Raw genomic sequence first — 23,563 nt, 5'->3', positions numbered from 1 at the left:
AAAATAATAAAATACACTCCCTCAAGTATCCTCATTCTTTGTGCACTTTTTACAGACATGTGAATAAATTATACCTACATGTTTAGTTTCAATATCTTAACGGTTGTTGCTTGTATTAACGTATAACTCAGCCAGTATAAATAACTTGAACTCTGGAAAATAAATGGTTAGAGAAAAATAAATATGGTTCAATACGTTAGTAATTCTCTTAACCAAAGTTCAAGTTGAATAGCAATTTTTGCCTCCAAATCACCATTTCAAACGTTTACTCAATGATAATAAGAAAACAGGACCACTGTGGATAACGGTAACCAACGCCCTCTTTTTAGCGCAAAAGAGCAAGGAGATACTGATGGACAAATTTGTGGGCTAAAATAAAAAAGCTAGCCAAGGTATTGGCTAGCTTACTTTTAGTTATCTATTTTTAACGTTACTGGGCTTTATCAAATGGCATCAGTAATGTTTTCATCGCAGGGCGAAGCGCTATTAATACCGTTTCTTCGGTTAGTTCAGGGTAAAGTAACTTTCTGAGTAATAACCCTGCCATCATCGAAAAAATAACATTAATTCGGCTTTCAAGTTCAAGCTCATCAATGTCTTTGAGCGCACTTCGCTCGCTTGTTAAAAGCTGCCTCATGCGCCCTCTTGCTTGAATATCAGTTTCGCGCAAAAGAGTAGCGACTTTCATATTACGACCTGCTTCTGCCATCATGTCTAAATCAATAACACACGAGCCCGTATCCATGTGTCGTTGCACACCAATATTTAAGCCATCTAAAAGAGCTGCTAAAACATCACCGGGGTGATCTTCAAACTTTTGAAAGATAGAGAACATTTCTTCCATATCTTTTTCAATAATGCTTTCTATAATGGCTTCTTTGCTTTCAAAGTAATTATAAATATGGCCTGCACTCATCCCTGCCGTTTTAGATATTTCTGCCATACCTGCACCGTGGTAACCTTTTCGGCGAAAACACTCTGCAGCAGCCGCTAATATTTGCTCACGCCTAGCCAGTGCTATCGCGGGATCAGTTTGCCTTTTTGCTTTAGGCTTCATGTTCAACTCCACTACCAAGTTATAAGCTCAGTAAAGCAAGAGCTATAAATAGTCTCGCCATATAAATTGTAATGCGGCTTTAAAAAGCCGCATATATTATTTCTCTTCCTGAGTTATTTCACTGGTTACGTTCCATCCGCCACCAAGCGCTTTGTACAAGTTAATTTGACTCGCAAGATACGCTTGTTGACCCGCAATTAACTGCTGTTGTGCGCCGTACCATGTACGCTGAGCATCAAGTACTTGCAAGTAGCTATCTGCACCTTTTTCGTAACGCATTTTTGATAAATCAAACGTGATTTGTCGGCTACTTATAAGCATATCAAGTGCACTTAATTGCTCTTGGTAGCCCTCTCTATCGGCAAGTGCATCAGCAACTTCGCGAAATGCATTTTGAATTTTTTGCTGATACGTTGCTACCGCAATTTCTTGATCTGCTTTTGCTACATCAAGATTTGCTTGGTTACGTCCCATATTAAAAATAGGTAAGCTAATTGACGGCACAAAACTCCATGTACCCGAGCCTGAATCAAACAAGCCACTTAAATCACTTGAAGCAGAGCCGGCATTGGCTGTTAAGCTAATGCTTGGATAAAACGCCGCACGTGCAATACCAATATTGGCATTTGCAGCAAGCATTAAATGCTCAGCGGCTTTAATATCAGGGCGCTGCGATAACAAGTCAGACGGTAAACCAACGGGTACTTCTGGCATGCTGATCAAGTTAGTCAAGTCTTTATTTGGCAGTAAATCAGCTGAAACAGATTTACCCACTAATAAATCTAGGGCACTTTTATCACGCTTTAACAAACGCTTGTACGTTGCTATGTCTACTTTTGCTGTAGCAACTGTACTTCTAAGCTGCTCAAGGGTAATTGAAGAAGTTGCACCTAAATCAAAGCTTTTTGCGTAAGCGATAATGACTCTTGCTGAGAGGTGAGCGTTTCTTTTGCAAGCTCTAGCAGTTGTAAATCCGTCGCGTAATTGAGCCATGCATTTGCCAACTCTGAAATTAGCGACACTTGCGTGCTGTATTGGCTAAGCTCTGTAGAGTATAAATTTTGCAGGGCTTGCGCTGATTGGTTACGCACTTTGCCCCAAATATCTAACTCGTAGGAGGTAATACCCACTGTTGCACTGTACTGCGAGCTAATAGTAGCATCAGCAGGTAAGCGCTGACGCGTACCTGATGCATTTAAATCAAGAGACGGATACAAAGCAGAGTCTTCAATTTGATACAAACCACGCACACGCTGCACATTAAGCACTGCAATTTGCATGTCTTTATTATGCTCAAGACTTTGGCTAATTAACGTTTGTAGTTTTTCATCATTAAAAAACTGCTGCCAATTTAATTGCTGCGCAGCGCTTTGCGCAGTACCTGATGCATAAGCATCAGATACTGGTAGCACAAGGTCTTTTTGCTCTGGCGCTAATTGACAACCGCTTAGCACCAATAAAGCAATTGCACTTAGGCTGAATGTTTTAATGCTCATTCTGCGCTCTCCTTTGTTGTTTCGTTAGTTTTACCAGGAAATATACGGCGAACTAACACAAAGAATAACGGTACAAATACAACAACTAATATTGATGATGCGAGTGTGCCGCCAATAATCGAAATACCTAACGCATTTTGCGCACCAGAACCCGCACTTGAGGCTATTGCTAGTGGTAAAACACCACAAATAAAGGCCATCGAAGTCATGAGTATTGGGCGCAAACGTAAGCGTACAGCTGCAATAGCAGCATCAACTAAACCAAGCCCTTCTTCCATTTTATGAATCGCAAACTCAACAATAAGTATCGCATTTTTAGATGCCAAACCAATGGTAGTCAACAAGCCTACCTGCAAGTAAATATCGTTAGATAAGCCACCAGCGAGTGCCGCCATAATCGCACCAAATATACCCAGTGGTACAATCATCATTACCGCAAATGGTACCGACCAACTTTCATAAAGCGCGGCTAAACATAAAAATACAAACAACAGCGATAAGCCATATAATAAGGGTGCTTGACCACTACTTGAGCGCTCTTGGAATGAAATACCGGTCCACTCAGACGAAATACCATTAGGCAGCTGTTTAACTAATCGCTCCATTTCATCCATTGCTTGTCCCGTGCTGTAACCAGGCGCTGCACTACCTTGAATTTCCATTGCTGAAAAACCATTGTAACGCTCTAAGCGTGGTGAACCGTATGTCCAAAACGAGCTAGCAAAAGCTGAAAAAGGCACCATGTCGCCATTATCATTGCGCACATACCACTTGTTTAGATCCTCAGGCACCATACGCGATTGCGCATCACCTTGTAGGTATACTTTCTTCACGCGACCACGGTCTATAAAGTCATTTACATAACTACTACCCCAAGCAGTGGCAAGCGTGCTGTTTATATCGCCTTGTGAAACACCAAGTGCTTCAGCTTTAGCTAAATCTACATCAAGCTGAAGTTCTGGCATGTCTTCTTGTCCATTTGGACGTACGCCCGCTAAAATTGGGCTTTGGCTCGCCATACCTAATAATTGGTTTCTTGCCGCTAATAAATCATCATGTCCAAGGCCAACACGGTCTTGTAAAAGAGAGTAAAGCCATTGGCCGTACCCAGCTCAACAATTGCCGGCGGTGGAAATGCAAAAACAAAGGCTTCTTTTATTGTTGAAAAGTAGCCCATTGCTTTACCTGCAACCGCTTTAACAGATAAATCATCTCGCTGACGCTCATCCCAATGCTTAAAGTTAACAAACGCAATCGCTGAGTTTTGACCAGAACCTGCAAAACTAAAACCAGTCACGGTAAAAATACCGTTTACTGCTTCGGATTGATCATTTAAGAAATGGTTCTCTACTTTTTTAACAACCTCAAGTGTTTCTTGTGTTGTAGAGCCTGCCGGTAATGACACTTGGTTAAACAAAATACCTTGGTCTTCGTCAGGCAAAAATGCCGTTGGTAAGCTTGAGAATACATAAACCATGCCGCCCACAATCACGCCATAAATAAGCAGATAGCGCTTAGAGTGCGTAAGCATACGGCCCACAAAACTTTGTGCCCCAGAGTTTGTTTTATCAAAACCACGGTTAAAGCCTGTAAAAAATCGGCCAAATAACGTGTTATTGTTATGTACATGGCTTGGTTTTAAAAGCGTTGCACACAATGCAGGTGTTAAAATTAGGGCCACTAAAACCGATAACCCCATCGCAGATACCAGTGTTATAGAAAATTGACGATAAATAATCCCAGTAGAGCCGCTAAAGAACGCCATTGGTATAAATACCGCAGAAAGTACCATGGCAATACCGACCAACGCGCCTTTAATTTCATCCATAGATTTACGCGTTGCTTCAAGTGCCGATAGCTTCTCTTCGGTCATTAAGCGCTCAACGTTTTCGACTACAACAATCGCATCATCCACAAGTAAGCCTATGGCAAGCACCATCGCGAACATGGTTAACGTATTGATTGAATAACCAAATGCGTACAAAATACCAAACGTACCAAGCAATACCACAGGCACGGCAATGGTCGGAATAAGCGTTGCTCGGAAGTTTTGTAAAAACAAATACATGACGACAAACACTAAAATAACCGCTTCAATAAGCGTATGAACTACTTTTTCAATTGATAAAGATACAAATGGTGTGGTGTCATAGGGTACAACTACATCTAACCCTTCAGGAAAATAAGGTTTTAACTCTTCAATTGCGGCTTTAACGCCTGCCGCTGCATCAAGTGCATTCGCGCCACTGGCCAATTTAATACCTAAACCCGAAGCAGGTTGTCCATCGTAGCGTGCTACAACACGGTAGCTTTCGCCACCCAACTCTACACGTGCAACATCCTCAAGGCGGACAAAAGAGCCATCAGGATTTGTTTTTACTAAAATATTCTCAAACTGCTCGGCCGTTTGTAAACGACTTTGCGCTGTCACCGTTGCATTAAGTTGCTGCCCAGCAACTGCTGGCATCCCTCCTAATTGGCCCGCAGATACTTGTGCATTTTGCGCGCTAATTGAGGCGCTAATATCCGCTGGCGTTAGTTTGTAATTTTGCAGTTTTGAAGGGTCTAACCAAATTCGCATAGCGTATTGTGAGCCAAATAATTGCACTTCACCTATACCTTCAACACGTGAAACAATATCTTGCACGTTTGATGATACATAATCACCAATATCGATGTTAGTCATACTGCCATCTTTAGACACAAAACCTAATACCATCAAAAAGTTACGAGCAGACTTTGCAACAACGACACCTTGCCTTTGTACTTCTTCAGGTAAAAGTGGTGTTGCAGTCGCTAATTTATTTTGCACTTGAACTTGTGCAATATCAGGGTCTGTTTCGGCACTAAATGAAAGAGTAAGCGTTGCTGAACCGCTCGATTCAGACGTTGATGACATATAAAGTAAGCCATCAAGCCCCTTCATTTTTTGCTCTATAACTTGCGTAACCGTATCTTCAAGCGTACGTGCAGATGCACCAGGGTACGTTGCCGTAATACTAATTGCTGGCGGTGCAATTGACGGATACTGTGCAATTGGCAAGCTTTGTATAGCCAAAATACCTGCTAGCATCACTACTATTGCCAGTACCCATGCAAAAATGGGCCTGTCGATAAAAAATCGTGACATTACAACTCTCCGTTATTGCGCTTTATCAGCTTTTGTAGATGACTGAATTTCAGAAGGACTCACTGGCGCACCCGGGCGAATTTTTTGTAAGCCTTCTACAATTAATTTATCGCCATCACTTAGTCCATCAGTAACAAGCCAATCTGAACCAACGGTTCTATCCACTTTTAACACGCGACTTTCTACTTTATTGTCTTTACTGACAACCATTGCTGTTGGCTCGCCTTTGTTGTTACGGCTTACACCCCGTTGCGGTACTAAAATCGCATCCGCTTTAACGCCTTCAACAATAGATGCACGTGCATACATGCCTGGTAATAATAGCTTTTCAGGGTTAGGGAATTTAGCGCGCAAAGTTACAGAGCCGGTACTTGGGTCAACAGTCACTTCTGAGAACTGCAACGTTCCTTTGTGAGAATACGCCGAGCCATCTTCCATTATTAATTCAACATCTGTTTGGCTGTTTGCATCAATACCTAAACGGCCAGATGCAATCGCTTTTTTAAGTTGCGTCAACTCATTGCTCGATTGTGTTAAATCAATATAAATTGGGTCTAATTGAGTCACCGTTGCAAGTGCTGTACTTTGATTAGCACTTACTAGTGCACCCACTGTTACGCTTGATTTACTAATTTGGCCACTAATAGGGGAAGACACATGGCTGTAATCAAGGTTAATTTGCGCTGATTTTAACTGGGCTTTAGCCGTTAATAATTCAGCATTTGCTTGTTTGTACGCAGCATCCGCTTCGTCAAAATCTTGTTGACTCACTGCTTTGATTTTTAAGAGTTCGCCGTAACGTGATGCTTTTGATTTAGAGCTGGCGATGCTTGCCTCTGCGCGTGCAACGCTCGCTTCACTTGCTGCAAGGTCTGCTTCAAATGTAGCTGGGTCTATTTGATACAGTGCTTGGCCTTGCTTAACCTCTTTACCTTCGACAAATAAACGAGATTGCACAATACCACTTACTTGTGGGCGAATTTCAGCAATTTGAAATGCACTGATACGCCCAGGAAGTTCTTTTTGAGAGTAAGCGCTTGGCTTTTTAATGTCAGTACACCCACTGGCACAGCTTGAGGAGCTGAAGCTTGTGACTGCTCAGTTGCTTGGTCACAACCAGTTAAAGCAACAGAACCTACGAGGGCGGACAATACAAATAAAGCGATGCGGGAACGCTGCATGTTAAATACCTTTTAGTTTAGAGTGAACGATCATTCTAAATTAAAACGCGCTGAGAATGAATCTTAATTAGAAGAAATTTACACAAACTTACACTCCTCAGTACAATATACGTCTTAGGTTGCATTTAATGTTAATTAGATGAAAATAGAATCAAGACTGTATGAAAATAAAACAACTGAACATACTGAAATAATATCTCATTTTAGAAACGAAGTGTTTAACAGACACAAAAAAGCCAAGCAAATACAGCTTGGCTATTTATATAAAAACTAAAGCGCACCTTATTTTAAAGGATATTAGCACTATGCTAAGTAATAACTCTTGAAACTAATAACTGCTCTACCCTAATACCCTCTACATCAACCACTTCGAATTTAAAGCCTGAAAAGGTTAAATGTTCCGCACGCTTGGGTATTCGCTTCATATTGTAAATTAAAAAGCCTGCAACGGTTTCATAGTGCATTTGCTCAGGAAACTCTTCTATGTCCAGCAGTTTTGCTAAATCGCTAATCGGAGTTAAACCATCAACTAACCAAGAGTCTTGATCGCGTTCTATAATTAATTCATCGCCTTGGTGAGTTATTAAATCCCCCATAAAGCCTTTCATTAAGTCTTTTACCGTAACGATACCGACCGATAAAGCGTATTCATTAACAACAACGGCAAACGGTTTGGCTGCACTTTTAAAGGCATTTAATGCTTCTGATAGGCTTAATGTCTCGGGTAAATAAAAAACATCTTTATCAATCAACTCATCATTTATATTGGCTGCTTCACCTTTTAATACTTGTCGTAAAATATCTTTTGATTCAACAGAGCCATGTAACTTATCTAAGCTCCCTGACACCACTAAAAAGTGATTATGAGGATGATCAATAATTTTAGTCGCAATATCATGACTCGATTCGTTTAAATCAAAATAGACAATTTGGTCGCGTGGCGTCATTACACTTGATAAAAACCGCGCTTCTAAATCAAACACATTGCCTATTAATTCATACTCTTGCTTTTGCAAGCTTCCGTATGCAGCACCTGCATCCATCATCGCAACAATATCTTCAGTTGTTACATTGTCTTCCCGCTCTGCAGGTACTTTAAATAAGCGCAGTACAAAGTTAGTTACACCATTAAAAAACATCACTAACGGGGTTAAGGCAAAGGTCACCCAACGCATTATAGTCACCACTCTCACAGCGACTGCTTCTGGCATGATCATCGCTAAGCGTTTGGGCATTAAATCGGCGAACAATATAAACAAAGACGTAATAGTAAAAAACGAAAATAAAAAGCTAATTTTCTCTACATGTGCGCCTTGATAAAATAGTACCAACACGCTTTCAACATAAGGAGATAAAGCCTGCTCGCCCACAATACCACCCAATATCGCAATCGCGTTGAGTGCTATTTGGATCATGGCAAAAAAAGCCCCTGGATTTTCTTGTAGCTTTAATACCGCTGCTGCTTTTATATTTCCTTCATCTGCCATTACTCGCAGTTTTATTTTACGCGACGCCGCAATTGCTATTTCTGACATAGCAAACAACGCACTGATCAAGATCAATAAGCTAATCCCGATTAAATCACCCATTTAACGCTCCAAAAAAGTTAGTGCTTTTGAAACAAAAGCAGCTGATTATAGTCGGTTTTTTAAACGCAGCAATTTAAATTTAAAAAATATATTAAAGTAATTATATTTCATGGTGTTATATTAATAAAACCACTTATTTTACTGTTCTAATATTTTAAAATGCAGCTTTTAATTGCGTAACTAAGGCAGGATCCATATTAATATTGCAAGCAAAGTACAAAGGGGATTGTGTTGTATTCAAACTCAGAACAGGTTCAAGTAATTTAAGCCTTGGCTCAGCTTGAATTCGATAGTCAAATTGCTTTTTACTAAGCACAACAAAATCTAGAATATCGTCGCGAGTACTAATAAGTTTATCTATTTTGTCTAGGCTATCTATAAGTAATAAATGCTTACTTTCGCTAAAGCCACGCTCTAACAAATAATGATGACTAAAGTTATCACGCAGTACTGCTATTTTATACTTTTTGGCATCATTGAGAGTATTTAACTTTATACCTCTCGACTTAAGCCCATATATAGCAGAGTCAAAGCTTTCTAGCTCGCCTATCCAAGTAAACTTATTCTCTCTATTAGGGAGTCGCACTATCGAAAATATACAGGTGTTTTTATCACGTAATGTTGCGTTGTACGATATGGCCCAACTATAGGCAAACATAGTGTAATTTATACCTGTACCTTCTAGCGCTTTATGAACTTTATCGACAGAGCGGCCAATGAGTTTGTTATCTTCATTGATGTACTGAAAGTCCGGAAATACTTCCGTTACGATTGTAATTTCAGTGGCGTTAACCTTAATACAGATAACGCACAGTAAAAAGATAAACCACTTCATTTAACTGAGCCCCATGATAAGTATATTAATAAATATAGCTGAGGCTCTGCGAACTGCTAGTTTTTAGTAGTGTATAAGCACGACCAATTTACTTGTTCATTGCGTTGATTAAAAAGGCCGATATTTTAGCGCCTTCTTTGAGCGTTGTTTCAGAACTAGACTGGCCAACAAGCGAACTGTCGGTGAATGGCGCTATTTCCATCATATCAGCCCCCGTAATTGGAAACTCATCCGCAATGGCTGATAAAATATCAAGCGCATGCTGTGGTGTTAAACCATTATGTTCTGGCGTACCTGTGGCAGATGCAAACTCGGCATCAAGCGCATCAATATCAAAGCTTACATATACTTCATCAACGTTATCGGCTTTTAACTGAGCAATAGCGTCGGCAGCAACCGCTGCTGCGCCGCGCTCAATGATTTCATGTGCCCAATGTTGCTTAACGCCAAAGGTACTTTCCCAGTGCGCTTTAGGCTTGCCACTTGAGCGTATACCAAATTGTATTAAATGATGCGGTGCCGGTAAAAACTCTAATATATGTGTACACCACGAGCCAAAACATAAATCAATACCTAAGCGCTCCACAAGTAAATCGGTATGCGCGTCAAAATGAATAATAGCCGTGCGCTTACCTTGCTCACGTTTTGCTTTTAAGTACGCTTTAGTAAGTGGGTAACTAATTGAGTGATCGCCACCAATACCAAATAATCCTTTATCTTTAAACGTTGCGTAAAAACTGTCGCAGACATCTTCAGTGATTGATAACGGGCTTACGTAATAGTCGTTATCTTCATCACCATATAAGGCTTTTTGGCAATTAGAAATGGTTGCATCATTTAGGTATTTGTCATGAAGTAAATGTGGAATTACACGAACATCACCTAAATCAAACGAATGACACTGCGGTTGCTGATCAATTAAAGCTGAGCGCACAAACAATGGCCCCCAGTTTGCGCCGCGTAAAATCCCACCGCCACAGTCTGAACTAATACCTAACATAACGGCTTTATGTGGTGAGCTTGGTAATTCGTTTAAAGACTCGCGCCACAAGTTATCAACGTTTTCAGTTTGTCCGTAAAGTTTATTACGCAGTGCGGCTTTGCGCTCTTTTGCAGTATTTACTGTGTATACGCCATCGCCCGGTGCGCACAAACAGTGCTCAACTTTGTTTTTAAATGCTTCAAATTGTGTGCTCATAATAAACTCCTTCGGTTTTTATTCTGTACGTAGCTAATTAGTTTTGATTACTTTTGATTAGTTATGCAAAATCACTAAAAGTGCCTAAACTTCAAATAAATGTCACTTTGCTAAACAAGTCAGTGCTTAATATCAGTAAACACGTTAGTTTTCACGTGTTCACTACAAGATTAAGCCATTGAATTTATTTGATATTAATGAAAATTTGTAATCATCCATTTAATCGTAGTTACGCGCTTGGGTGATACTTATTATGTCTGCTTGAACATGTCAACAGCGTAACAAGGCTACGTATATTAGTACTTGATTGAATATTCATAGTTGATGAATAAATCAAATTAGCCCTTAAAATTATTAAGACTTAATTGAAGGAGTTAAGATAAAACGGACAATCGTCCTGTACTTAATAAACGTTTCTAGCAATGATGCTAGATTGACAACAATTTATTATAAAAAGGCTTAGCTATGGAAAAGGTATTTCACTTAGGACTATGTATTGACGATCTTAAAAGTGCAAAACTTGCGATTGTACCGGGCGATCCAGATCGTGCAGCACGTATTTCTCAATTCCTAGACAACCCAACCTGCCTAGCTCAAACTCGTGAGTTTCATGTTTACTTAGGCCAACTAAACGGCCACTCTGTGGTTGTTTGTTCTACGGGTATTGGTGGCCCATCTACGTCGATTGCAGTAGAAGAATTAGCACAACTTGGCGTGCGTAAATTTTTACGTATTGGTACAACCGGTGCAATTCAGCCACACATTAACGAAGGCGAAATTTTAATTAGCCAAGCGTCTGTACGTTTAGACGGTGCAAGCCAACATTTTGCACCACTTAGCTACCCTGCTGTATCTGACTTTTATGCAACACAAGCTATGGTACAAGCATGTAAAAACTTAAATATCGATTTCCACATTGGTATTACGGCATCAAGCGATACATTCTACCCAGGACAAGAGCGTTACGATACGCATTCTGGTTACGTTCCTAAATCACTACAAGGTAGCTGCGAAGAGTGGCAAAAACTGGGCGTAATGAACTACGAAATGGAATCGGCAACATTATTTACTATGTGTGCAGCCCTTGGTTTACAAGCAGCATGTGTAGCAGGCGTACTTGTTAACCGTACTCGCCAAGAAATACCAAATGTAGACCACGGTGAAATTGAGCGTAAATCTGTAGCAGTCGTATTAGAAGCAGCTAAAGTATTACTTGATTAATACCAAGTAAACTCAATAGATAAAATTGTAAAGCACAGCTCTGGCTGTGCTTTATTGTTTTTAAGAGGTTATTTTAGCTGAGCGCTAATTACTTCTATTGCCGGTAGATTTTTAAAACTTGCAAGTACAGCACGTGCTACACCCGCTTGGTTTTCATGGCCTGCGGTTTCTAAAAGTGTAATTGATTTTACTGTACTTTCGTTAAAGCTAAGCCCAGCTAAAAAGAACTGACTTAGTGCACTTTGTAGTGGCGATAAACTTGGACTGTAAGCTGCATTTTCGGCGTAACTTCCGTAAAAATCACCATCACTAAATGTACTTATTTTTACGGCGCTAAAGTTTTGGCTGTAAGGCACGTACGCATTAAGTGCAAAACGCGCAAGGGTTTCATCAAGGCCATCAAAGCTAAAATTACCTTGCTGTGGTTTTGGGTTAAATAAGCTAAATTCGTTACCTAAATCGGTAGGTCCAAATGAATGCGGCAGTAATTCAGCAAGTTTAAATTGCTGATCAGGAAGTAAAATATCAAACTCTTTCGCATCAGCTAGTTCGTTCATAAACTGGCGACAATACCCACAAGGCGCATCGCTAATCGCAATTTTAACTATTTTTTTAGCGCCGTTTAACCATGCGTTATTTATAGCCGATTGCTCTGCATGAACCACTAAACTCAATGCTTGATGATCAAACTCTACATTTGCACCAAAGTAAAAGTTTACCTCACCGTTTTCATCAAGTGCTTTAACAATTGCGCCTACATGAAAATCTGACACTGGCGCAACGGCATACTCAGAAGCTAAAGGTACTAAACCTTGTAGTAATGCATCATCAGACACATTGAGTTGAGCGCATAACGCTTTAATATTACTAGAATTTAATATGCCACGTTGTGATTTTAATTGACTACGTAATGACGCTGTTTGCGCTACGTTTAATGTGATGTGCGAATTTGTAAGTGCTGTATCTTGCTGTACAGTAAAAGTTGCTGAAGCCATAACATTTTTTAATTATTCAATGGCTAAGTAGTTTAAAAGGTTAGGGTGTTAAATACCAGCCTATTTAACGCAAAAAAGGGAGCACATCGCGTGCTCCCTTTTAATACCAATAGGTATACCTAACAAAATAAAGTGTTAGCCGGTATTACGCATACCTGCAGCTATACCTGTCATAGTGATCATTAACGCATTATCAATGTCACCTTCGTTTCGTTTTTCCTCTGAGCGAGCACGGCGTAAAAGCTCAACCTGTAGTAAGTTAAGTGGATCGGTATACGGATTACGTAAACTAATCGACTCCTTAATCCAAGGTTGTTCGGCTAGTAGGCTTTTTTGTGGGCTAAGTGATTGCACCAAGCTAATAGCTTCTTGAAGCTCTTTACGAAGTGTTACCCCCAATGGTTTGTACATATCTTCCACCAGCGCATTGTCGTAATGCTCACTCAACCAGCAATCGGCTTTACTGAATACCATTTCTAGCATTTCTAAGCGCGATCTAAAGAACGGCCACTGTAAGCTCATTTCGGTTAGAGTTTCTGCGCCGTACTTATTAAGCGCAGCCTTTAAGCCTGTTAACGCACCTAACCATGCCGGAAGCATTAAACGGTTTTGACTCCAAGCAAAAATCCATGGAATAGCACGCAGGCTTTCAACACCACCATTAGGATTACGTTTTGCAGGACGCGAGCCAAGCGGTAACTTAGACAACTCAAGCTCAGGTGTTGCCATTCTAAAGTAAGGTACAAAGTTTTCATCGTGGCGAACTACATTACGGTAGTGTTCACACGACTCCTCACTTATTAGCTTCATTACTTCGCGCCACTGCGGTTTTGGCTCCGGCGGCGGTAATAAGTTACTTTGTAGTACCGCGCCTGCGTAAATATTTAAGCTTTGCAGTGCTACATCGGGTAAACCAAATTTAAAGCGGATCATCTCGCCTTGCTCGGTTACACGCAACCCCCTTTTAACGAACCTGGCGGTTGTGAATGCAGCGCTTGTGCGGCAGGTGCACCGCCACGCCCTACTGTGCCACCTCGTCCGTGGAATAAAATAAGTTCAATACCACGCTCATCAGCAAGTTGTACTAGTTTGTCCATTGCTTCGTACTGGGCCCAACCTGCTGCCATCATGCCGGCATCTTTAGCAGAATCAGAGTAACCAATCATTACATTTTGGGTGTTTTTAATGTGCCCGCGATACCAAACATTATCAAGTAATGTAGTAATTACATCACTGCCTGCGTTTAAATCGTCGAGTGTTTCAAACAACGGTGCTACTGGTAAATCAAAGCTACAGCCGCTTTCTTTTAGCAATAATTGTACTGCTAAAATGTCTGATGCTGTTCGCGCCATCGAAATAATATACAAGCCAAATGTTGCTTCGTCTTGCTTAGCAATAACATCAAAGGTGTCTAGCACTTCTTGAACATCAGGGCTTGGTTGCCAATGTTTTGGAATAAGCGGTCTGCGAGAGTTAAGCTCAGTAAGTAAAAAAGCTTGTTTATCTTGCTCTTGCCATTGGTTGTAGTCGCCTAAACCTAAATAACGCGTCAGCTCTGAAAACACATCGCTGTGGCGAGACGAATCTTGGCGCACATCGAGTTTAGCTAAACGCAAGCCAAAGCTATTTATACGGTACAGTAAATCAAGCAATAAGCCATCAGCAACTACTTTCATATTACACTTTAATAACGAGCGATAGCAGACCTCTACAGGGTGTTTAAGCTGATTAATATCGGTAATTAAATCTTGTGAATCGCTACGCTTATTTTTAATTTTAGCGCCAAGATGAGCTACTGTTTCTGCAACTTGGTTTTTAAGCTTTTTGATCACCGCTCTGTATGGTTCAAAGTCTTGACCTGCCAACTCAATAAGCTCATCACTGGCATCTGACATAGAGAGTTCAGCGCATAACGTTTTTAAATCTTGAATATATAAGTTAAGCGCCATCCAACGACCATGGTCAAGCACTTCTGCTGTAACCTGCGATGTTACAAATGGATTTCCATCACGGTCTCCACCCATCCAAGATGTGAACTCAATCGGGCTGTAATCTTTTGGTAGCTCTAAACTTAATTGCTCTTTAACATTGGCTGAAAATTCACGTAAAAAGCGCGGAACAGCGTGCCACAGGCTATTTTCTATTACCGCATAACCCCATTTAGCTTCATCAACTGGCGTTGGGCGAGAGCGACGAATGTCGTCGGTATGCCAAGCCTGGCTAATCAGCTGTTCAATACGATTTAAAATAGCATCTCGCTCTAGCGGTAAGTTATCTTTTCGCTCAAGCGACGCTAAGCAATCACTTAGTTCAACATGTTTATTAATAATAGTACGGCGCGTCACCTCGGTTGGGTGAGCGGTTAATACTAAGTTTATGTGGAGTTTTGAGAGTGTTTCGGCCAAATGATTACTATCTAGCTGGCCTTGTTCTGCTTTTGTAACTAACGTTTTTAATGTTTGAGTGAGAGGGTTTTGTTGACCAAGGCCAACGTCATTAAAACGCGAAACGGTATGAAATTGTTCTGCTACATTAGCAAGGTTTAAAAAATGATTAAATGAACGGGCAACCGGCAAAAGCTCTTCATCACTAAGCGCATGTAAAACATCTATTAGCGCTTGTCTGTCGTCTTCATTACCACTGCGAGATGATTTAGATAAAGCCCGAATTTCTTCTACTTTATCTAAAATAGCTTGGCCTTGAGCATCTTTAATTGTTTGTCCTAGAAGTTGCCCTAATAAATTTACATTACCTCGCAAGGCGGCGTATTGTTCACTCATTTCTCATTCTCCTTTATTTCGTAGGGCACTATTAATATCATCATGTAGGGATATTTAATAGATCCATTTGCAATGTCTTGTCGTAAAAATATATATAAAATAATCACAAAGCAATTACATGATCATTTTTTACGATGGTAACTGCCCCCTTTGCAGCACCGAAATGCAGCAACTAAAACACGCTGATTCTAAAAATCTAATTACGCTTGAAGATCTTAACGCGAGCGACTTTAGTGAGCGCTACTCGTATATTGATAAAGACCAAGCAATGACTTATCTGCAAGCTCAAAAGCTATCAGGTGAAATGATTTACGGGCTTGATGTAACGTACGAAGCATGGAAAATAGTGGGTAAACACGGCTGGTTGAAAATTTTTCGCTTGCCAATAATTCGCTTTTTCGCTGACTGCGGATACCTGTTATTTGCTAAGTATCGGCACCCCATCAGTCGCTTTTTAATGCCAAATACTCAGTGCAGTAACGGCCAATGTGGACTAAAAGCAAAAGGTGATAAATGAAAACTATTGTTTTATTCGGCGCAAGCAGTGCCATAGCAAATGCATATATAGAACATCTACAAATAAACACGCCTACTCATCAGATCGTTTGTATTAGTTCAAAAAGTATTGAATCTGACTCAAGTGTTGTCCACCTGCATACTGACTACACAAAACAAAGTTTAGCGCGCGTTACTAATTACCTAAAAGCGCAAAATGCCGATATACAACAAGTTATTATATTCAATGGTACACTGCACAACGAAACCCATATGCCCGAAAAAAAGCTGGAGGATTTAGACGCTGAGTATTTTAGCCAACTTCTAAATTCAAACACCCTAACTCCCCTACTTTGCTTGCAGAGTATTTTGCCGCTTTTAACACATAAAACGCAGTGTACTATTACAGCACTTAGTGCGCGTGTGGGCAGCATTAACGACAATAAATTAGGCGGTTGGTATACGTATCGCGCCTCCAAGGCTGCGCTTAACATGCTATTTAAAACCGCAGCGATTGAGCTTGCACGCCGAGCTAAAAATACCAAGCTCGTTTTATTTCACCCAGGGACTACTGATACTGCGCTTTCAAAGCCATTTCAAAAAAACGTACCCGCAGGAAAACTCTTTACAGCTGAATTTGTAGCTAAGCAGCTTTTTACACTTACTTTTAATAACCCTCATTTAGAACTCAATGGTGAGCCTGCCTACTTAGATTGGCAAGGCGAAACTATACCGTGGTAAGGACCTTTAATGCATTTTACTAAAGAGCGCATAAACGCACTTGAAAAACACACCCGTACTCATTTAATTAATTCGCTTTCGGGTTTTAAGAGCGCCAACTTAATTGGCACGCAAGACAAACAAGGCAATACTAATCTCGCCATTGTTAGCTCTGTTATTCATTTAGGCGCTCACCCGCCACTAGTTGGCATGATAATGCGCCCAAATAGCGTGTCTCGACATACGTTCGAAAACATAATCGAAACCGGTAGTTACACCATTAACCAGGTTAATAAAGCGATTTATAAGCAAGCCCATCAAACATCAGCCCGCTACGATAAAGGCGAGTCTGAGTTTGATACGACGGGTCTAACGCCCGAATACTTAAACGACTTTGCAGCGCCTTTTGTAAAAGAAAGCCGCTTAAAGTACTCGGTTAAATTTGTAGAAAACCAACATTTAGCCATCAATGGCACAGAGCTTGTAATTGGTGAAATCACTGATGTGTATTTAGATGAAGTAGCACTTCAAAGTGATGGCTTTTTAGATTTACAAGCTATTGAAACCGTGGCAGTAACAGGGCTTGATAGCTACCACACAAGCAATAAACTCACGCGTTTACCTTACGCTAAAAAATAGTATGCCCTTTAAAGAGGCTGTAAACTAATAGCCTCTTATCGCATAACATTGAATTTTACCTTGGTATTAATCACACTAGCTAAAAATCCAAGGAGAAAAACATGACCACCATAGGTATAGGTACACAATCAAGCGAGCAAGCGTTGGCAAGCCTAAGTAACATGACGCAAACGCTAACCCCTATTGCTGCTGACGAACATTTAGAGCGCATAGCCAAGGCGCAAGCCTATATGATAGCAAACAACATAGATGCAATTTATTTAAACGCTGGCACCAACCTTACCTACTTTACAGGCATGAAATGGTACGCGAGCGAGCGCATGGTTGGTGCGATATTACCCGCCCTTGGTGAAGTACAATACATTGCGCCTTATTTCGAAATTGGTTCACTAAACGGCTTTAAAGTAATAGAGGGACCTATCCATGGGTGGCAAGAGCACGAAAATCCTTATGCACTTTTTGTCGAAGTATTAAAAAAGTTAAACATTAATGAAAACGCAACTATTGGCATTGATGAAAGCGCACAATTTTTTATATTCGACGGCATTAATAAAGCACAAACGGGTTTAACACTCATAAATGCACAGCCTGTAACGGCGCATTGCCGCATGCATAAATCAGTTCACGAGCTTAGCTTAATGCAACGCGCGATGGACATGACCTTAGCCGTACATCAAGCCACAGCAAGTATGCTTTATGAGGGAATAACCACCACCGAAGTAGAAGCCTTTATTAAGCAAGCACACCAAAAAGTAGGTGCGCCAGGTAACTATTTTTGTATTGTTTTATTTGGTGTTGCAACGTCTTTCCCGCACGGTGTTAAAGATGCCCAAATACTTAAAAAAGGCGATATGGTACTAATTGATACCGGCTGTAAAGCACACGATTACCTATCAGATATAACCCGTACCTATGTATTTGGCGAACCAACAATGCGCCAGCGTATGTTTTGGGATCATGAAAAAGCAGCGCAAATGGCGGCATTTAATGCAGCTAAAATTGGTGCTACGTGCGAAGACGTAGACGCGGGCGCACGTAACTATTTAGCGGCGCAAGGGCTAGGCCCGCAGTACCAAGCACCGGGTTGCCCACACCGAACGGGGCACGGCATTGGGCTAGATATTCACGAATGGCCATACTTAGTTGGCGGTGATAAAACCCCACTTGCCCCAGGCATGTGCTTTAGTAACGAGCCAATGTTAGTTATACCCGATGAATTTGGCGTGCGCCTAGAGGATCATTTTTACATGACCGACAACGGCCCTCATTGGTTTACACAACCAAGTTATAGCATTGACGACCCATTTGGGCTTAACGCTTAAAACTGAATACCTTCAAGAGCAGCTGTTTAGCTGCTCTTTTTAGTTTGGTATTGATAAAGTGCAGTTCATCCCAATATCCCCTGTTATACCAAAGCAATCCTCAAAAGGATAAATATGAAAAACTTTAAAATTGATATCGTTTCAGACGTAATGTGCCCTTGGTGTGTAGTGGGTTATAAAAACCTAGAAACTGCACTAGAGCAACTTAAAGACGAAATGAGCGCAGATATTACGTGGCATCCTTTTGAACTAAATCCAGATATGCCAATTGAAGGTCAGGATTTAAACGAACATTTAATGCAAAAGTACAACCTAAGTGAAGAGCAAGGCGACGAAAATCGTAAAAACATGTTCGAAGCAGGAAAGCGTGCTGGGTTTACCTTTAATTTTGATGGCAAACGCATCATGATCAACAGCTTTGATTTGCATCGTTTATTAATGTGGGCACGTGAAGAAGGTAAGCAAACCGAATTAAAACTTGCCTTTTTTGAAGCGCACTTCACTGATTTAAAATACTTAAATCAAGAAGAAGCACTACTCGACGTTGTTGAAAAAGTAGGTCTTGATAAAGAAACTGCGCGCGGTATTCTACATTCAGACAAATATGTACAAGACGTACGCCAAGAGCAAGACCGCTTTAAACAAATGGGTATTACGTCAGTACCTACATTTATCATAAACGATAAGTATGCACTTACTGGCGGACAACCAAGCGACTCATTCATTCAAGCACTAAAACAAATTAGTGAAGAAGAAGCCAAACAAGACGCTTAATACACAAATAAAGTTTAAAATTAAGAAAGGCTGCACATTGCAGCCTTTCTTGTTTATTCATCAGTTCAAAAACAATACAAATTTATTACTTACCTTAAATCCCTTTTGGTGTCATTAATTTAGCAGAACACCCATCTTAATTGAACAAGCAAAGCTATCCTAATTAAGATGGGTGTCACGTTAATTTTTCAATTCAAGCACTAAAACAAATTAGTGAAGAAGAAGCCAAACAAGACGCTTAACGAGTAGATTGTTGTTTAACACTTAAAAAAGGCTGCACATTGCAGCTTTTTTTATTACGTATAAGTAAGCGAACAATAATCACCTACTATAAATTTATTAGATATTTTATCGTCAACATACAGCACTAAATGCGTGTGGTTATTCGTAACATCATAAGTGATTTATCTCTAACACAGCCTCTAGGATTCTCATAAATGATCTTTACAATATAAAAATAAGGATGGGGATTTGTAGTGGTCAACTAATTTCGGCTGATGGGCAGAACGCTCAGGCAACGCTATTTTCGTCTGCGTAAAAATTTAAGTTGAACCCGCCTAATATTCAATATTGGCAACTAGCTTGGCAGAGAAGGTACCACCCATCATATATATTTAAAAACGTAGGTCGGATAAGCAAAGCGCCATCCGACACAGTAACTTATTTGAGTCTCGACGAACATAAACAGCTAATTTATATAGCAAAATTCAGTGGTGCTGGCCCCTTAATTGAACAAGCAAAGCTCTCCCAATTAAGATGGGTGTCACGTTAATTTTTTTATTGAGTTAATTTGGAGCAGGCTTTCATCCAAGAAGAAAAGGAATCTTGGAATTGCGTCATGTCAATACGGCTCATTACACGAGCAATTGTGTCATAGCGAGGGATCCCTTGTTCAAGAAGAACATATTTTCTGAGCCAATCTAGTCTATCATGACCAAAATCTTCAATCTCTTCCCAGCCCTGACAGCCTGATACAACAGCGCTAACAGCTAAGAATATGATATCAAATAGTTTATGAACAACTTTACCTTGTTGGCGAGGGTCGTCGATTGATTCGAAATATTTAAATAGCTGAATGTTAGACATGGGGATGCTCCTTAAAAAAGGAGTATAAGATCATACTTTTAAGTCAAGGTAAAGTTCGTGATCTTGCCCTGGAGCTAATACTGGTAATATTCGTGATTTTTCCGCTAACATGGCCTTTGCCAATAGCTGCAATTGCATCAGCAGAAAATAAAACACTATTAAATATAAATACTCTTAATAAAACTTTATTTAATATCCTTATTAAAAACAATTATCATGGCAAAAGGGAATACCTTTTTACACTATATTCTTTTTAATTTCTTCTTTACTACTTCATTAAGCTTTTTAATTTCATAATCGTTCTTCTTATACAAATCCAGTAAATCATCTGGCAATATTAAACAACTTTTTGTCGCATATATTAAGTCATTTAAACTTAGATTTAAAAAAACTAAGATTTCGTTCTCTTTTGAGTATTCAACTACAGTTACTAAATAAGCAATGCCAAATCCATAATCTTTTTTATAAGTTTCGACAAGGTAATCTTTATAACTAAATCTACTAATAAAACTTGTATCGAACATACCGACAACCCACTCTTTATTGGATGATTCATCACTAAAAATAGTACTTTGCCTTGTTACCGTTAAACTATGTTTTTTGTCGATTTTTTCAAAATAACCGTTTCCATCTTCATTTTCAGAGTAAGCTGTTGGTATATACCACCCACACCCTAAACTATCCAAGGCTTTACCATAAGTAGTAAACGAAGAAAATAGAACAGTGAGCAAAGCTAATCGCATTAACTTATTAATTTCCATCTACTATTACCCCTGAATTACATATATTTGTGCATTTGTAATAAAACTTAGCATTTATATTATCATCAATCCCCAAAAAACCTGAAATCACTGGGGCTAAAGACCATGCGGTTCCCGCGGCCCCAAAAGAGGCACCTAATGAACGATATCCTAAATCATAAAGAGCCAGGCCGGTTACATTTAGACTGTTAGGTAGACTTCATAGGTTGGATCTTAAGAAAACTTGAAGTTGAACTCTGTTAATGATCAAATAGTTACGCCAATAAAAACATGACTAAAAACAGAGTTCACATGCAGATTAACCAAGTTTCAAACCAATTAAAAGCCCTTATCTCAGAAAAACACCTCATTGAGCTTGCAAAAACCTCTGGATTTCAAGTTCGACACCGTTGCCTGTCGATCGTTTCTCTGCTCAAAGCCGTATTTAAAAGCTTATCTTGCCTGCAAGACGCTAACTTGTCAGATATCCATCAAAACTTGCGAACGCAGGCTGATTGCACGATAAGTTATAAACCCTTTCATAATCAAATTCGAAAACCAGCCTTGACTGAGCTTGTCCGTGAGCTCGTTATTCAAGCGATGTCTAAATTGACTGTAAACACGCTGGATAAAACCTTTTTTACCCAGCGAGGAATACAGCGAGTGTTATTGCAAGATGGTTCTTCATTTGCTCTACATGATGAATTAGCGCAGGTTTTTGCTGGTCGTTTTACTGCTGTAAGTCCTGCCGCAATTGAGTTGCACGTTACCTATGACCTATTTAATGAACAACCCTGCGAAATAGATATTCGTCCTGATGTTGAAACTGAGCGCGCCTTTTTACCAGGTAGCCACACACTTGAAGATACGTTATTACTTGCTGATGCTGGGTATTTTGACTTAGATTACTTTGAGCAAGTAGCTCAAGATGGCGGATATTTTTTGATCAGAGCAAATAAAAACATTAACCCAATCGTTACATCAGCTTATTGCGCGGGTATAGAACTTAAAGAAAAGAACATTAAAATCAAAACGTTACTCGATAAATTCGCAAGCCAACCACTTGAATTAACAGTACGTTGGAAGAAAAATGGGCCCGAGTACAGGCTTATCTATTTACCGAATGAAAAGCGCCCCGTTTTCCTTGTTACTAATTTAAAAGAGGCACAGTTTAGCTTTGACGAACTACTCGATATATATGCAACTCGTTGGCAAATTGAGTTGTTTTTCAAAGAACTAAAGTCATGGAATAATCTTAAAGGGTTCATCACACGAGATCCTCATATTGCCGAATCATTGGTTTGGCTGAGCATACTGCAAACACTTATCAAGCGTTTTATCTGCCATAGTGCAGCGGGTATGTTTAAGTGTGCGATCTCGACATTTAGAGCGAGTAAGTGCAGTTATCTTTGGTTGGATGATATTCTGGATTGCATAGAACAAACACGGTGCAGCCATAAGATACATCGTGTATTTGAGCTACTAGCGGTAAATTGTAAGCGGCAAAGCATTGAGAAAAACAATGATATTTGCCGTTTTAAGATAGGAAGTCACACGGTCTGTGTTCCTTAAGAACTAAGCTATGAGGTAGACTTAACCCTGTATTATTACCAGCTATATATCCCATTGCTTGAACTTTATATAAACTTAGACTATTTATCATACTAGCTTTATAAATATTCAACATATTAGCACTTCGTAGTTTAGTAACGTCAACATTCAAGCTGATTAGCATTTTCCTTAATTCTTCCCTATTCATGCCATTTATCCGATCAATTTCCTTATCTATAGCTCCAGCATATTGACCTGCTTCTCTTTCATTATTGAAACTGCAGCCTCCTGACAAACACTGATTAAACAAATACTGATAAGTAGCAGTCCTAGCGCCATTGGCAAATTTCCCACCGGAAATAACAGATGCAGTACCACCGATAACGGCTGAAGCAACAGTTCCTTGAACAATTTGACTTGCGGTTAAATCATTGCCTCCGGGTAAGAAACGGCCTCCTGCCCCTTTAGTTACACCCGCAGCAAAAAATCCATGACCAAATTTACCACCTTGTAAATCCGCTATAACCCCACCAGCAACTGCATGGGCAGTGATTTGTCCTGCAGCAAGAATAAGCTAGACACCCACTTTAATTTATCATTAAAAAACACGCCACAAAGCTAGATTTTTTAAATAATATCAAAAATATATAATTTACGAGCTTTCATCTCATTATTGAAATACACTAAAACAAGATAAAAGCATTAATTTTTTTGTTTATAAACTAACTCGCCTTGATTTTAAAAGAGCGTCCAT

Annotated in this window: 16 protein-coding genes and 3 pseudogenes; 7 read left to right on the top strand and 12 right to left on the bottom strand. The window is 39.9% G+C overall.

Annotated elements, in window-relative coordinates; genetic code table 11:
• Positions 1–430 precede the first annotated feature (430 nt).
• The 8 genes and pseudogenes from P4S65_RS18960 to P4S65_RS18925 all read right to left on the bottom strand — a co-directional run bounded on the left by P4S65_RS18960 (position 431) and on the right by P4S65_RS18925 (position 10,486).
• On the bottom strand, positions 431–1,057 hold the full coding sequence (locus P4S65_RS18960; protein WP_096794486.1) for a TetR/AcrR family transcriptional regulator: 627 nt from the start codon (positions 1,055–1,057) through the stop codon (positions 431–433).
• A gap of 96 nt (positions 1,058–1,153) precedes the next feature.
• Positions 1,154–2,050: an efflux transporter outer membrane subunit gene (locus P4S65_RS18955; protein WP_337120888.1), complete on the bottom strand. Its 897-nt coding sequence runs from the start codon at positions 2,048–2,050 to the stop codon at positions 1,154–1,156.
• A complete protein-coding gene (locus tag P4S65_RS18950; RefSeq protein ID WP_337120887.1) occupies positions 1,948–2,553 on the bottom strand; it encodes a TolC family protein in 606 nt (201 codons plus the stop codon). Before P4S65_RS18950 ends, P4S65_RS18955 begins: the two co-directional genes overlap by 103 nt.
• A pseudogene (locus tag P4S65_RS18945) lies at positions 2,550–5,683 on the bottom strand (efflux RND transporter permease subunit). The gene P4S65_RS18950 and the pseudogene P4S65_RS18945 overlap by 4 nt, the downstream one beginning before the upstream one ends.
• A 12-nt stretch (positions 5,684–5,695) precedes the next feature.
• Positions 5,696–6,864 (bottom strand): annotated as a pseudogene (locus P4S65_RS18940) (efflux RND transporter periplasmic adaptor subunit).
• 308 nt (positions 6,865–7,172) lie between these two features.
• On the bottom strand, positions 7,173–8,453 hold the full coding sequence (locus tag P4S65_RS18935) for a hemolysin family protein (RefSeq protein WP_008134367.1): 1,281 nt from the start codon (positions 8,451–8,453) through the stop codon (positions 7,173–7,175).
• A gap of 154 nt (positions 8,454–8,607) precedes the next feature.
• Positions 8,608–9,288: a substrate-binding periplasmic protein gene (locus P4S65_RS18930; RefSeq protein ID WP_096794483.1), complete on the bottom strand. Its 681-nt coding sequence runs from the start codon at positions 9,286–9,288 to the stop codon at positions 8,608–8,610.
• Between the two features lie 88 nt (positions 9,289–9,376).
• Positions 9,377–10,486: an arginase family protein gene (locus P4S65_RS18925; RefSeq protein WP_337120883.1), complete on the bottom strand. Its 1,110-nt coding sequence runs from the start codon at positions 10,484–10,486 to the stop codon at positions 9,377–9,379.
• A 465-nt stretch (positions 10,487–10,951) separates the two neighbouring features.
• On the opposite strand from P4S65_RS18925, the gene udp reads away from it, so the two are divergent.
• A complete protein-coding gene (gene udp / locus P4S65_RS18920; RefSeq protein WP_096794481.1) occupies positions 10,952–11,707 on the top strand; it encodes a uridine phosphorylase in 756 nt (251 codons plus the stop codon).
• A 68-nt stretch (positions 11,708–11,775) separates the two neighbouring features.
• Here the strand turns inward: udp and cdd are convergent, their stop codons facing one another.
• Together cdd and ppc are read right to left on the bottom strand one after the other, a co-directional pair.
• Positions 11,776–12,702: a cytidine deaminase gene (cdd, locus tag P4S65_RS18915; protein WP_337120881.1), complete on the bottom strand. Its 927-nt coding sequence runs from the start codon at positions 12,700–12,702 to the stop codon at positions 11,776–11,778.
• Positions 12,703–12,837: 135 nt separating this feature from the next.
• Positions 12,838–15,482: pseudogene (gene ppc / locus P4S65_RS18910) on the bottom strand (phosphoenolpyruvate carboxylase).
• 118 nt (positions 15,483–15,600) lie between these two features.
• Between ppc and P4S65_RS18905 the strand changes: the two are divergent.
• The 5 genes from P4S65_RS18905 to P4S65_RS18885 all read left to right on the top strand — a co-directional run bounded on the left by P4S65_RS18905 (position 15,601) and on the right by P4S65_RS18885 (position 19,432).
• Positions 15,601–15,999, top strand: coding sequence for a thiol-disulfide oxidoreductase DCC family protein (locus P4S65_RS18905; RefSeq protein ID WP_096794478.1), 399 nt, complete (start codon positions 15,601–15,603; stop codon positions 15,997–15,999).
• Positions 15,996–16,718: an SDR family NAD(P)-dependent oxidoreductase gene (locus P4S65_RS18900; protein WP_337120879.1), complete on the top strand. Its 723-nt coding sequence runs from the start codon at positions 15,996–15,998 to the stop codon at positions 16,716–16,718. Before P4S65_RS18905 ends, P4S65_RS18900 begins: the two co-directional genes overlap by 4 nt.
• A 9-nt stretch (positions 16,719–16,727) precedes the next feature.
• A complete protein-coding gene (locus P4S65_RS18895; RefSeq protein WP_337120877.1) occupies positions 16,728–17,336 on the top strand; it encodes a flavin reductase family protein in 609 nt (202 codons plus the stop codon).
• Positions 17,337–17,437: 101 nt separating this feature from the next.
• Positions 17,438–18,658, top strand: a complete 1,221-nt coding sequence (locus tag P4S65_RS18890) for a M24 family metallopeptidase (RefSeq protein ID WP_337120876.1) — start codon at positions 17,438–17,440, stop codon at positions 18,656–18,658.
• Between the two features lie 114 nt (positions 18,659–18,772).
• Complete coding sequence (locus tag P4S65_RS18885; protein ID WP_337120875.1) at positions 18,773–19,432, top strand: DsbA family oxidoreductase; 660 nt, start codon at positions 18,773–18,775, stop codon at positions 19,430–19,432.
• Positions 19,433–20,209: 777 nt separating this feature from the next.
• On the opposite strand, the gene P4S65_RS18880 is transcribed toward P4S65_RS18885, so the two are convergent.
• A complete protein-coding gene (locus P4S65_RS18880) occupies positions 20,210–20,518 on the bottom strand; it encodes an ISAs1 family transposase (protein WP_337120874.1) in 309 nt (102 codons plus the stop codon).
• A 242-nt stretch (positions 20,519–20,760) separates the two neighbouring features.
• On the bottom strand, positions 20,761–21,279 hold the full coding sequence (locus tag P4S65_RS18875) for a hypothetical protein (protein ID WP_337120873.1): 519 nt from the start codon (positions 21,277–21,279) through the stop codon (positions 20,761–20,763).
• 291 nt (positions 21,280–21,570) lie between these two features.
• Here P4S65_RS18875 and P4S65_RS18870 point away from each other — a divergent pair, with 291 nt between their 5' ends.
• Entirely contained in the window at positions 21,571–22,830 is a 1,260-nt protein-coding gene (locus P4S65_RS18870) for an IS4 family transposase (protein ID WP_337119945.1), read from the top strand.
• Positions 22,831–23,563: the final 733 nt, after the last annotated feature.

The sequence above is a fragment of the Pseudoalteromonas sp. B131b genome (assembly GCF_037162545.1).
GTDB classification, from domain to species: domain Bacteria; phylum Pseudomonadota; class Gammaproteobacteria; order Enterobacterales; family Alteromonadaceae; genus Pseudoalteromonas; species Pseudoalteromonas fuliginea.
Note: the sequence above shows the minus strand (reverse complement) of the source record. Positions and strands in the feature narration are given on the sequence as shown.